Origin of the sequence: Paenibacillus sp. IHB B 3415, assembly GCF_000802655.2 — a bacterium.
Classification (GTDB): Bacteria; Bacillota; Bacilli; order Paenibacillales; family Paenibacillaceae; genus Paenibacillus_AQ; species Paenibacillus_AQ phytohabitans.
Map to the genome: position 1 here is coordinate 128,573 of NZ_JUEI01000001.1, position 12,540 is coordinate 141,112.

At 48.5% G+C, this 12,540-nt stretch carries 14 protein-coding genes; 11 read left to right on the plus strand and 3 right to left on the minus strand.

Annotated elements, in window-relative coordinates:
• Positions 1 to 111: 111 nt before the first annotated feature.
• From QW71_RS00540 to QW71_RS00555, 4 genes are all read left to right on the plus strand, one after another.
• On the plus strand, positions 112 to 906 hold the full coding sequence (locus QW71_RS00540; protein ID WP_039291707.1) for an SDR family oxidoreductase: 795 nt from the start codon (positions 112 to 114) through the stop codon (positions 904 to 906).
• A gap of 249 nt (positions 907 to 1,155) precedes the next feature.
• Positions 1,156 to 1,863 carry a response regulator transcription factor gene (locus QW71_RS00545; RefSeq protein ID WP_039291709.1) on the plus strand — a complete coding sequence of 236 codons (708 nt, stop codon included), beginning with the start codon at positions 1,156 to 1,158 and terminating at the stop codon, positions 1,861 to 1,863.
• The gene (locus QW71_RS00550) at positions 1,841 to 3,262 is read left to right on the plus strand and encodes a cell wall metabolism sensor histidine kinase WalK (protein ID WP_039291711.1); all 1,422 of its coding nucleotides are present in this window, start codon (positions 1,841 to 1,843) and stop codon (positions 3,260 to 3,262) included. Before QW71_RS00545 ends, QW71_RS00550 begins: the two co-directional genes overlap by 23 nt.
• Before the next feature lie 22 nt (positions 3,263 to 3,284).
• Complete coding sequence (locus QW71_RS00555) at positions 3,285 to 3,638, plus strand: Asp23/Gls24 family envelope stress response protein (RefSeq protein ID WP_039291716.1); 354 nt, start codon at positions 3,285 to 3,287, stop codon at positions 3,636 to 3,638.
• On the opposite strand, the gene QW71_RS00560 is transcribed toward QW71_RS00555, so the two are convergent.
• Positions 3,633 to 4,499, minus strand: coding sequence for a MurR/RpiR family transcriptional regulator (locus QW71_RS00560; protein ID WP_039291719.1), 867 nt, complete (start codon positions 4,497 to 4,499; stop codon positions 3,633 to 3,635). The two genes, QW71_RS00555 and QW71_RS00560, sit on opposite strands and share 6 nt — an antisense overlap.
• Before the next feature lie 188 nt (positions 4,500 to 4,687).
• Between QW71_RS00560 and QW71_RS00565 the strand changes: the two genes are divergently transcribed.
• The 3 genes from QW71_RS00565 to QW71_RS00575 all read left to right on the plus strand — a co-directional run bounded on the left by QW71_RS00565 (position 4,688) and on the right by QW71_RS00575 (position 8,312).
• Positions 4,688 to 5,704, plus strand: a complete 1,017-nt coding sequence (locus QW71_RS00565) for a Gfo/Idh/MocA family oxidoreductase (protein WP_039291722.1) — start codon at positions 4,688 to 4,690, stop codon at positions 5,702 to 5,704.
• A complete protein-coding gene (locus QW71_RS00570) occupies positions 5,705 to 6,694 on the plus strand; it encodes a Gfo/Idh/MocA family protein (protein ID WP_039291724.1) in 990 nt (329 codons plus the stop codon).
• 538 nt (positions 6,695 to 7,232) lie between these two features.
• Positions 7,233 to 8,312, plus strand: a complete 1,080-nt coding sequence (locus QW71_RS00575; protein WP_039291728.1) for a hypothetical protein — start codon at positions 7,233 to 7,235, stop codon at positions 8,310 to 8,312.
• A gap of 81 nt (positions 8,313 to 8,393) precedes the next feature.
• On the opposite strand, the gene QW71_RS00580 is transcribed toward QW71_RS00575, so the two are convergent.
• Positions 8,394 to 8,618 carry a hypothetical protein gene (locus QW71_RS00580; RefSeq protein ID WP_039291731.1) on the minus strand — a complete coding sequence of 75 codons (225 nt, stop codon included), beginning with the start codon at positions 8,616 to 8,618 and terminating at the stop codon, positions 8,394 to 8,396.
• A 211-nt stretch (positions 8,619 to 8,829) separates the two neighbouring features.
• Between QW71_RS00580 and QW71_RS00585 the strand changes: the two genes are divergently transcribed.
• From QW71_RS00585 to QW71_RS00600, 4 genes are all read left to right on the plus strand, one after another.
• Positions 8,830 to 9,174, plus strand: a complete 345-nt coding sequence (locus tag QW71_RS00585; RefSeq protein ID WP_039291739.1) for a YojF family protein — start codon at positions 8,830 to 8,832, stop codon at positions 9,172 to 9,174.
• A gap of 38 nt (positions 9,175 to 9,212) precedes the next feature.
• Positions 9,213 to 9,920, plus strand: coding sequence for a bacillithiol biosynthesis deacetylase BshB2 (gene bshB2 / locus QW71_RS00590; RefSeq protein WP_039291742.1), 708 nt, complete (start codon positions 9,213 to 9,215; stop codon positions 9,918 to 9,920).
• A gap of 109 nt (positions 9,921 to 10,029) precedes the next feature.
• Positions 10,030 to 10,572 carry a GNAT family N-acetyltransferase gene (locus QW71_RS00595; RefSeq protein WP_039291745.1) on the plus strand — a complete coding sequence of 181 codons (543 nt, stop codon included), beginning with the start codon at positions 10,030 to 10,032 and terminating at the stop codon, positions 10,570 to 10,572.
• A 51-nt stretch (positions 10,573 to 10,623) separates the two neighbouring features.
• The gene (locus QW71_RS00600; RefSeq protein WP_039291748.1) at positions 10,624 to 10,932 is read left to right on the plus strand and encodes a hypothetical protein; all 309 of its coding nucleotides are present in this window, start codon (positions 10,624 to 10,626) and stop codon (positions 10,930 to 10,932) included.
• A 130-nt stretch (positions 10,933 to 11,062) separates the two neighbouring features.
• On the opposite strand, the gene QW71_RS00605 is transcribed toward QW71_RS00600, so the two are convergent.
• Positions 11,063 to 12,448 (minus strand): MFS transporter, encoded by a 1,386-nt coding sequence (locus tag QW71_RS00605; protein WP_039291751.1) that lies wholly within the window; start codon positions 12,446 to 12,448, stop codon positions 11,063 to 11,065.
• Between the last annotated feature and the right edge of the window lie 92 nt (positions 12,449 to 12,540).

A 12,540-nucleotide genomic window follows, 5' to 3' on the forward strand; every position in this document is an offset into this window, starting at 1 on the left:
ACCCCTCTTATATTAATATTAGTAATGGATATAATGAAAATAATAAATTAGACGCATGAGTAAATCAAGCTTAAGATTAAAGAATCAAATGATGAAAAGGGGAACCAAACCATGACAATTACTTATGCAAATCCAATGACTGAATATGAAGGCAAAAAAATACTCGTAACAGGCGGAACTAAAGGTATGGGGGAGGCCATCGTAAACCGGTTTAAGGCTGCCGGTGCTACAGTGATGACTACTGCCCGCACACTCCCGTCCGGATTGGCAGATGCTGACTTGTTCGTACAAGCAGATCTGTCTGCCAAAGAAGGCGTGGAGAAAGTGATTGCGGCGGTTAAGGAACGTTTCGGCAGCATCGATATCGTAGTGAATAACATCGGCGGCAATTCTACGCCTCCCGGCGGGTTCCTGGCGGCAAACGATGAGCACTGGATGGATGCGCTGAACTTGAACCTGCTTGCAGCCGTCCGGCTTGACCGGGGCCTGATCCCCTTGATGCTGGAACAGGGTAAGGGCGTAATTATCCACATTTCTTCTATTCAAAGAGTACTGCCGCTGATCGAGTCCACCATTCCCTATGCTGCTGCCAAGGCTGCGTTAAGCAATTACAGTAAAAGCCTCTCCAAAGAATTCTCCCCGCAAGGCATCCGTGTAAACCGTGTAGCTCCGGGATTCATTCAAACGACAGCTGCAGATGCCATGATGGAGAATATCGCCAAGGTTACGGGCAGTACGGAAAGCGCGCTGCAGTCTGTAATGGATGCGCTGGGCGGGATTCCGCTGGGCCGTCCCGGCTTCCCTGAGGAAGTAGGCGAGCTGGTGGCATTCCTGTCCTCCGACCGTGCGGCTTCCATTACGGGGGCCGAGTATGTTATAGACGGAGGAACCGTGCCTACGGTATAAGCTGCAGCCGTACTTTCACTTTCACTGGCAAACCAGGATCGATTCTACGCTAAAAGATAAAGAACAGACTGGCAAGCCACTTAATGGCTGCTCCAGGCTGTTCTTTTTGTCTGTTTCAGGATATCATTCTTAAGATTAGCAGCTTTAATCTTTAGCTTTTCTTTAGATTTTGTTTAGACTGGATTAAGAATGGCAGGCTATAGTTACAGTTAGCGCAGCTTGCATAACTAGATAGAGGGGGATTTCACCATGTATACCATTCTCATAGCTGATGATGAATCGGAGATTGTAGAGCTTCTGCACCTGTATCTGGAGAAGGAATACAATATTCTGCAAGCACAGAACGGAATTGAGGCGTTGAAGCAGATGCAGAATAACAAGATAGATCTGGCCATTCTGGATATTATGATGCCGGGGATGGACGGGCTGCAGCTGTTGAAGCGGATTCGTGAGCATGAGCATTTCCCGGTGCTGTTCCTGTCAGCCAAGAGCCAGCATCATGATAAAATCTTAGGGCTTGAGCTGGGAGCAGACGATTATATCTCCAAGCCCTTCAATCCGCTGGAGATCGTTGCCCGTGTCGGTGCTCTGCTGCGGCGGGTGCATCAGTTCGATGCCAAGGCTGTGGAAGAAGAGCAGACGAAGGAACAGATTGTGCTCGGACGGTTAACGCTTGACCGGAGCAGCTGTCAGGTTGAGGTGGCCGGCGAACCGGTAGCTCTGACTTCTACGGAGTACAAAATCCTCGAACTGCTGATGGAGCAGCCGGGCCGGGTATTTACGCGCAAGAAGATTTATGAGGCCGTCTGGGAAGATTTCTATGTCTATGAGGACAACAGCATTATGGTGCATATCAGCAATATCCGCGATAAGATCGAGCGCGATTCCAAGAAACCGGAATACCTGAAGACGATCAGGGGATTGGGGTACAAAATTGAAGCACCCATGGAAAAGTAGAGATAACCGCCCGCTGCAAACGTCGCTGACCATCGACTTTCTGCTGTTCAACTGTATGCTGGTGATGCTTGTACTGGTGGTCTATCTGTTCATCCAGAAGGATATCACTCACGTCATCATGGAGAAGCTGATCCCCGATCCGGATCTGTCGGTCGAAGCCGGAGATTACCGTAACGAGCTGGGCCAGGGACCGGAGAGCGACCGGCTGCTGCAAAGCGGAGGGTGGCTGGAGCTGCTCGATTCGGGCAAACAGGTCATCCGCGTTATTGGGGATAAGCAGGACCAGACGATGGGATACGATGAGGGCAGTCTGTTCCAGGGACTGGAGAACCGCAGCGATCAGCCCTATTACTACTCCATTTCTCAAGTAGATAGTGACAGCGGGGTGGCCTGGCTGCTGCTTAAGATCCCGCGTGATGTGGTCAGCGTTTCAATTAACAATGAAATGCTGCTTGCTTATCTGAACCATTCGGTGTTCTTTTATGTGTTTGTGGTCAGCGGGCTGATCCTGATGCTGATTTTTGTATATAGCTACTGGGTCTCCAGACGGATCAAGAAGCCGCTGCGGGTTCTAAATCTGGGGATGAACCGTATGATGGAAGGGCACTACAATACACGGATTGCCCTCTATGCGGAGACGGAGTTTCTGCGGATTGGCAATAGCTTCAACTATATGGCGGATGTTATTGAGCGGACTACGGAGGAGAAGCGGCAGGCCGAGAAGAGCAAGCAGCGGCTGATGGTCGATCTGTCACATGATCTGAAGACACCGATTACCAGTATTCAGGGTTATGCACAGGCGCTTGTCGAAGGACGGGTTACGGACCCCCAACGGCAGACCAAATACCTGAATTACATTTATACCAAATCCGTACAGGTGACGAAGCTGATTCAGCATATGCTGGACCTGCTCAAGCTGGATTCACCGGATTTCATTCTTCGTGTAGAGCGGCTGGAGCTGGGGGATCAGCTGCGGGAGATCATCGCCGACACCTACGGTGAAATTGAGCAAAAAGAGTTCGTGCTGCAGCTGCAGGTGCCTGAAGAGCAGGTGTATGCCCATTATGATCCGGAGCTGTTCGCAAGCGTGATCAACAATCTGATCTCCAATGCGCTGGCCTATAATCCTGAAGGGACACGCATCCGTGTGACGGTCATTCCGGAGGACACGACTGTACGGATTGAGATTGCCGATAATGGAGTGGGCATTCCCAAGGAGCTCTGGTCCACGATCTTCGATCCGTTTGTGCGGGGGGATGAAGCCCGGACGACAGCAAGCGGTGGGACAGGTCTCGGATTATCCATTGCCAAGAAGAACGTAGAGAAGATGGGCGGTTCCCTGATGCTGGAGAGCCGGGAAGGGGAGCCGACGGTGTTCATGATCCGGATTCCCAGATAAATAACTTTCAGGAGGAATAATAATGAAGCAGGATACGTTCAAGGGGCTTGTGGAGATTTCTGACCGGGTAATTTCAAGTATAATCCGCTATGCAGTTACCGAAACACCAGGCATTGCCGGAATGTCCGGCAACCCGGTCAGCGGAAATCTGGCCCGGCGCCTAAGCGGTAAGATTGGCACCAATGGATTATCAGTGGATGTTACGGATGAAGCCGTGGCGATTCAGCTGGATATCATTATTAACTACGGATACAAGATTCCTGAGGTATGCCAGATTCTTAAGGATAACGTCCATCAGGCCGTTGAGCATATGCTGGGTCTGTCTCCGCCTATCGTGAATATTAAGGTCGATAAGCTCGCTTTTCCCAACTTATAGATCTGTCTTCACGTCATCGGTATAGAAATCCTTCACGACTTGCCGGGCAGCAAGCTTGTTCTTCGAGTAGTTGATTCTATAGATGCAGGAATAGATGACATTTAGGACATATTCAAAGGCAATCTGCGAGGAAAAGGTACCGATCTTGGCATGCTTCACTTCATCCTCAGGCACTTGGATACACAGTGTGCTGAGCTTGGCCAATTCCGTACCGTGAGCTGCGGTGATGGTGATAAAGGGGATGCTGTTGCGCGTGAAGTACTTTGCCGCCTGCAAATTATTCGCCGATAACCCGTGATAGGTTAAGAAAATGGCACAGTCCTGCTGCGTAAGATTAACCGTATGATATTCCCACTCCGACAGCTCCGTCGCAATCACGGCGTATTTATTAATTTTGATTAATTTATTCTGGAAGCTCTTCGCCCGGATCTCGGAATCGCCCAGCGCATAGATGAATATCTTGCCGGCCCGGTCCAGGATTTCAGCAGCCTTGGCAAGCTGGGCATCCTCCAGAAAAGCAAAATTCTTCTCTATGGTTGCCTTCATTACTTCCGCAATTTCTTTGGCTACCTGAATGGGAGTTTCACCATGCTCAAACGGATAATTGACATCCACATTAGAAATGCTATGGACATCCATCTGGAACTCCCGGGCCAGCTTTAGAATGAATTCCTTATAGCCCGCAAGTCCGAGTTTATGGGTTAGGCGGTTAATCGCCGAATGCGAGGTATAGGTAGCTTTGGCAAGCTCCTGCATGGACATCGGCAGTATACTTTCCTTATGGGTCAGGATATAGGCAGCAATGCTTCGTTCGTTGGTGGTAAATTGGTTCATTTCCTTTAATTGCAGCAGCAGCTTCATGACTACGATTCACCTCGAGAATTGAATTTCTAAGCTATATAATAGACCCGGCTCTGAACATAATGTTCAAGGATGTACACCGGTAATTACATATGAACGGATAATTGTACCGTTATGCCTGCTAAGTCTTCACGGCGGGTCTTTTTTTTCTATAATTAATGAAAGAGAAGAGAAGAGGAGGAATTATGATGTTAACACTCGGCTATATCGGCAACGGCAAAAGCACCAACCGCTACCACCTTCCATTTTCCATGAACCGCGATCACTTGAAGGTCAAGACGATCTATGCCCGCACGCTTACGAAAGCGGAATGGCCCAGAGTGCCCGGGATTGAATACACGGACGATCTTGAATCCATGATGAATGACCCGGAGATTCAGCTGATTGTAGTATGCACCAACACCGATTCCCACTATCATTATGCCAAAATGGCGCTGGATCACGGCAAGCATGTTCTGGTGGAGAAGCCTTTTATGCTGACGGAAGAAGAAGCGGTCTCTATCTTTCAGTATGCCAAAGAGCGGAATCTTGTCATTCAGTGCTACCAGAACAGACGTTATGACTCAGATTTCCTCACCGCACAGCAGGTTATAGAATCCGGTAAGCTTGGAGATCTGCTGGAAGTGGAAATGCACTTTGATTACTATCGTCCCGAGGTTCCGGCGTCAACTCCGTTCTCTAAATACTACAGTTACTTGTATGGACATGGATGTCATACCATTGATCAGGTGCTGTCATACTTCGGCAAACCGGATACCATTCATTACGACGTCCGCCAATTGCTGGGACCGCAGCAGATGAACGATTACTTTGATCTGGATTTCTTCTACCCTTCGCTAAAAGTATCGGTTAAATCCAGCTATTTCCGGCTCAAAGAGCGTCCAAGCTTCGTACTCTACGGTAAAAAAGGTGTGTTCGTCAAGCATACGAAGGACCGTCAGGAGGAGCATTTGAAGTTATTTTACCTGCCTGAGGGACACAGTGACTTCGGTATTGACCTGCCGGAGCATTATGGTATTCTAACGTATCTCGATGATGAGGGCAAGTACCATGAAGAGAAGGTCGCATCCGCCAAAGGCGATTATGCCCGGGTGTATGACGGGATCTATGATGCCATCGTCCTCGGCAAAGATAAGGTGATTAAGGATGAAGAGACCATAGGCGTTATGCAGATTCTGGAGCAGGGAATGAAGGGGTGCCGCTAAATGAACTTGGGAATAGCCGGAGCCGGAATGATTGTCAAGGATCTGCTCAGCTTCATCGGAGAGATTCCCGGAATATCACTGACAGCCATGTTCGCCAGACCCGGCAGGGAAGACGCTCTGCAGGAGCTGCAGAACCAGTACGGGATAGCCAGGCTCTATACAGATTACAGCGCCATGCTTCAGGATACAGACGTGGATACCATCTATGTAGCACTGCCGAATCATCTGCATTATGCCTTCACGAAGGAGGCGCTGCTTAGCGGCAAGCATGTCATCTGCGAGAAGCCGTTTACCTCTAATCTGGCGGAGTTTCTGGAGCTGAAAGAGATCGCTGAACGAAGGGAGCTTATCCTGGTTGAAGCCATTTCGAATCAATATTTGAACAATGTCGTGGCGGTGAAGGAGCAGCTGGCTGGTCTCGGTTCCATTAAAATGGTGACGTGCAATTATTCGCAGTATTCTTCCCGTTATGATGCTTTCAAACGCGGTGAGATTCTGCCTGCATTCAATCCGGAGATGTCCGGCGGCGCCTTGATGGACATTAATATCTACAACATCCATCTGGTTGTCGGCTTCTTCGGAAGTCCACAGTATGTGGAATACCGGGCGAACATGGAACGTGGAATCGATACGTCTGGGATGCTGCTGCTGGACTACGGTGATTTCAAATGCGTCTGCATTGGTGCCAAAGACAGCACAGCTCCTGGTGCAGTGAACATTCAGGGGACAGAAGGGTACATACAGATCAATGGTTCTGCGAATGGATGCGACTCCTACGATTACGTCCTTAACCGGGAGAAGCCCGTCCGCGTGGATCACAAGGATCACCCCCACCGGATGTATGATGAATTCCTTCACTTCGAACGATTCATCCGAGAGCAAGACAGGAAGACGGCCGCGGAAATGCTCGCACACAGTGAGCGGGTGATGCGGGTTATTGAACAGGCGAAGGCCAGCGCCGGACTTGTATTTGGTTCAGATCGCGGATAATAAAGAGCAGGGCTTCTTCCGGTTTGGGAGAAGCTCTGCTCTTTTGTTTATCTTTTCAGAGGAATGTCACCGGAAATCTCATCTGCAGAGAACGGTTCAAGGCAGAGTGTAATGGAGAAGTAGATTTCAACTAACGAAGCAGATAAAACAGCAGGTACCTCGGAATACGTTCCACAGGTGCCTGCTGTTTTATGGCTGTAGACAACAATGTTGTATGTTTTACAACTTTGAAACATGGGTAACCGGGTGTTTGGGAAGATTGTTGTATAAAATACAAGAATAATCCTGCTAAGCCGCTTAAATAGGTTGAAATCCTGCATTTTATACAACAATTTTGGATTTGGGCCGATATTACGAGGGAAATGTTGTATTTTGTGCAGGATTTTATGAAAGTCACCAGATCTCTGCTACAGAAAGTCGATGATTCAAGGAATTTTGCAGGAAATAATTAACTTATTGTCGAATTTACTGGTTTGGGCTAATCCGGCGTACAGCCAGGGGCAGCTTACATACATTGGGGGAAGGAACTAGAACAACTATGAAAAAGATTGTATTACTGCTCACTACACTGTTGCTCATGATCGGACTGGGGTATCCGGGAGGCACCGGACAGGCAGCGGCAGCCGCAGCACCGAAGTACACGGAGATTTCCACATTTGTGGACGGGACACTTATGATCTCGGCATCCAAGTCTGTACTCGTCAATGGTTCGGCTCATGTACCTGTGAAGCTGCTGAATCAGATTCCCGGCTTTACCGTTGCTACCGCAGCCTCTGTTGTGACCGTCACCGGGAGTAAGGGAAGCGCGAAGTTGAACAAGGACAATTCCATACTGTATAAAAACTCCAACTATGTCGCGTTCAAAACACTGCTTAAGCTTGGAGCCATAGACGGCAAGTATGCCACCAGCTCGTATACGCTGTTCATCTGGAGTACGGAAGAAGGCAAAATAAAGAGCAACAGTATGCTCTACGCCATCAGCAAGCTGCCAGGAACAATGGGCCAGGCTGTGGGCAAGAAGGTCTATCTATATGCACATCCCGGCAGCCACTGGGTGACAGATGTTCAATACGCGGATGATACAAATACTTCTACTTTCACCATGCTGAGCGAAGCTGGAATAACCTGGACGCTCGATCTGGACGACAGTGAGACCGACACGTTGTACACGGAAGAGAATCTCTTTGCTTTCAAAGAAAATTTCAACGGTGATTCGGCTTGGGCTGTAAATGCAAAGATTCCTGACAGTCCTTTTAAGAACATGGAGAAGGTTACGGTCAAAGATTTCCGTTCCAGTCCCGGTGATGGCAGTTTAGAGGTACAAATCCGCCGGGCGAACGGTCAGGAAATCTATATCAGTCTAGACACGACCGTTAACCCTGTTGATTACCTTATGGAGCTATTCTACTTTAAGAATCCTAGAACAGCTTATCCCAGCAGTGATGCCGTATGGGCTGCTATCCGGGATGAGCGGATCATTACCGACATGACGTTTGAACAAGTCTATCTGTCATGGGGAGAGCCCGACAGCTACAACGAAGATTTGGGATATATCGTTTACGGCCATCAATATCTGTATTTCATTAATAACAAGCTGAAATATTATTATGAGCTGTAGATGATTACGCCTAAGTCATTGGTAAACGGTACCTTACTGAAAAAGCCTCACCGTTGAGGCTTTTTGTTTTACGAAGGAAATTTAAAGAGTCTGCGCGGAGCGGTTAAAACCCAACCTTTGTTCATACCCATGAATATAGTTGAGGCCTGAGTGAGTTAACTCACCTGAATTAGCATAACCGGCTTCGTGAATATGGGTCAGGGTAATATTGAAATCTCTTTCGTCCATACCTATTTGATTGAAGCGGGGTTCCTTCTCTTCTTCAAGCAACTTCAGAATCTGATACACCGGGTCCGTACGTAGCAATTCATTCAGCTCCCTTCCTGTAATCAATATGGCTTTAGCATATGCACAAGGAGGGATGTTGGTGACAGTGATTACAAGGACTATTTCGTTTCATGCTCAATAATTTTCTTGTATAATGAATTCACTGGCTCTGGACAAGCTATTGAAAATATTTATTCCTGTCATTAATCATGTCGCAGAGAAATACAATCGTACACTGTAGGAGGACAATATGCAGCTAATTCAACCCAAAGACATCCAAACACAAATCGACCGGTTCACCGGTCAGGACCTTTATATACACCTGGAGCTCACAACTGGTGCTTATGCCAGTCACATTGACAGTTCGCGTCCGCCGGGATCGGCATTCATTAGTAATGCACTTATCCACTACACGCACGGCTCAATTTCGGGAACAGGTCCTTACCGGGTCGGCCTGAAGACAGAGCAGGGCTGGATTTATGCCGAGGGGCTTACCCATGTGGATGAGAACGAAACCGAGCGGCTAATTCTGGCCGGACATGATAATCAAGGCAAGCTGATTGTGGCATTGCAGCTTAGCCGGAACCCTTTTTAATGCAAATGGAGGATCAAGCAACCGTGAATAGCAGACCTATGCGAAATAAGAAGATCTTAGTTGTACTTCCCCATCCCGATGATGAGGCGTACTTTGTATCCGGAACCTTGGCTATGTACATTGAAGAAGGTGCTGAGGTTACTTATGCTTGTCTGACACTCGGCGAGATGGGCCGCAACATGGGGGTTCCGTTAATCGCGAACCGGGTTACCCTGCCGGTGATCCGTAAGGAGGAGCTCGCTGCGTCCTGTCAGGCAATAGGAATTCAAGACTTAAGAATGCTCGGCTTCCATGATAAAATGATCGAGTTCGAAGACCCGAATCTGCTGGATAGTCAGATTATGAAGCTGATTCAGGAACTGGCTCCGTCGCTAGTCATTACCTTTTATCCGGGGTACAGTGTCCATCCTGATCATGATGCCACCGGCGCTGCTGTTATTCGCACCATTGCCCGGTTACCTCTGACAGAAAGGCCAGTTGTACATTGCTCCGCTTTCTCTAACAATCATGAGAAGATGATCGGGAAAGCGGATGTAACTATAGATGTGACCTCATTCCTCGCTGTGAAGATTAAGTCCATTCTATCGCACAGCTCCCAGTTCCAGGAGGACAAGCTTCTTGGCGGCCGTGATATAACAGATGCTGTAATCCGCAGCAAGTTCGGCACCGAACGCTTCTGGACCTATTCATTCGAGGAGCATGATACGACTAACCGGAATGGAGAATTGCTGTGTGCGCAGACATAAGTGTTAAGTACATAGAACAAGTTTCCGTTACCGAACCGGACTATATTACAGTTAATCTCGAGGATGCAGTGAATTATGTGATGAATTTAGCTCGATAGGAGTGTTACAGATGACGGAACAACAAGTGTACGTCCGCTTCCCTGAGGATACAGATGCCGGTGAGCTTACAGCGATGTACAAGCGCAACCGGGAGTTTTTTGAGAAACATTCGCCTGATGTTCCTGAGGAGTTCTATACGGAAGAGTACCAGCGCGACAAGATTTCACAGTATAAGGAAGACAGGGAAGAGGACGAAAGATACGATTTCCTGGTATTCCATAAGGCGGATAACCGGATTATCGGCACCGTAGGGTTGTCTTTTGTGGTGCGGGGACCGCTGCAGAGCTGCATGATCGGGTACAGCCTGGATAAGGATTATAACGGAAAAGGTTACATGACGGAGGCAGTGAAGCAAGTAGTACACTATGCCTTCGAGGAGCTGAAGCTCCACCGGATCACAGGGGAAGCTTCCCCCGGAAATCCCGGGTCGATCCGTGTGCTGGAGAATGCCGGGTTCCACAAGGAAGGAATTGCCCGGCGCAACGTGAAAATCAAGGGAGTATGGGAGGATCATCAGATTCTGGCCATTCTCAATCCTTCAGATCTTATCTAACAGAAGCAATGCAGTCATAGCATTCATAATCTTAATTTCGGAGGTTCATCTATGAGTCAGCGTTTGCGTATCACCCGTTCGATGCAGGAAGGCAATGCAGAGCAAGCTATTACTTTGGAAGAGTGTACACAGTATTTTGCAGACAAACCCGATTTCTCGTACTCACAAGTCTTAACTGTAAAAGGACTCGAGAGCACGATGTCCATTGAGGGTGACTTTTTCATGTGGAGCTATGAAGGGATGGAGCTTCCTTTCCGATTGTACATGGGAGATCTGTACGTAGCGCTTTCAACAGAAGCCATAGTTCCTGTAATGCTCGAGGTTGCCACTGCCCTGCGGGCTGACGTGGTTGAAGGGTAGCTTTTCTCATATAATCATTACTAAAATCGCCCTGGGAAAAGGGGCTATCCCAATCAGCCGTTGCATGGCTTTTAGGGTAGCCCTTTTTTTGATTCATTCTCCAGAAGTTATTCATCTGCCATGGTGAAATTTATTGCGTGGACTGCTGCACGGAATCCATACGCCGCCAGCCCATGTATACCAGAGACAGAGCAACAATGGTGAGGATGATCCCCAGTACCCGGAATCCGCCGAAGCTGAACTGATTACCCATCACGATGCCGATCAGCAACGAAGAGAGAATGGTCCCGAAGTATCTGGACGTACTGAATAAACCGGAGGATACGCCGATGATGTCTTTGGGGGAACTGTTGAACAAGGCCGCTTGCATCGCGACATTGTTCAGTCCGTTACTGATTCCGAAGGCCGCCAGAGCCAGGCATATGCTGATCAACGGGGATGAGGGGTTCAACATCACGATCCATACTGACCCGAGTGTCATAAGGATTGCGGATACTACCATGGCTGGCCTTGGACCGGACACATCGATCCATTTTCCTGCCAGCGGAGAGACAACCAGTGAGCATAAACCCAGACTTAACATAAGAATTCCCGTGTGGAACTCGCTGACATGACGAACCAGCTGCAGGTAAGACGGCAAGCCGAAAAAGACAGAATAAAACAGAAGATTAACCAGCATGAACTGGAGATTGACCCAAGTCAGCGCCGGATAGCTCGCGAAAGTCCGCAGCGGAATAAAGGGTGACTTGGCGATGAGCTCATGCCGCACGAAGAATGCAAGTAGAACGAGTCCGGCCAGGCCGGCTATAACATTGAATAAGGAGACATGTCCGGAGGATTTGGCAGACAGCAGTTGAGCTAGCAGGGCAACCAGACCTACAGAGAAAAGCAGAATACCAGTTACATCCATACGGTTCATCCATTGGCGTACAGACAGCTTATTGGCAGCGGCAGCCAGCGGCTGGTCCTTCGGGATAGTCCTCCAGGCTAACACGAAGCTTGCCGTCACAAAGGGAACATTGATGAAGAAGATGGACGACCAGCCCCATAAGTGAATCAGTACCCCTCCGATAAAAGGCCCAATGGCTGCGGCTCCCGATGTGAACATAGACAGTACAGACAGCGCGGTAGCCTGCTTCTCCGTAATATGAACCCGTACAATAGCCATTCCTACCGCCACCACCATACTGGTTCCAACGGATTGTACAATCCGGAATACGATCAGCCACCCGAAGCCCGGAGCCAAAGGAGCTAATATAGAAGCAACGAAGACGATAACCAGCCCGGTAAGAAAGATGCTCCTGCGGCCGAATATATCACTGGCTTTGCCCATGACAGGTTGAGCAACCGCGCTGGCAATATAGAATGAGAAGATAATCCAGGAGACTACGGTGTAATCAAGCTGGAACTGATGCTGTAATCGTGGTATAGCCACAGAAACCATTGAAGAGTTGAGCGGGTTTAGCAGGATTCCCAGCCCGACGGATATCATTAACCACCAGCTGCGGGTATTCATTGTAATTTCCCCCTATCATTGCGTTAGGGATATCGTACTTGAAATGGGTTATTTACTCCAACGCATTTTATGTTATGATTTCATAGACTTGA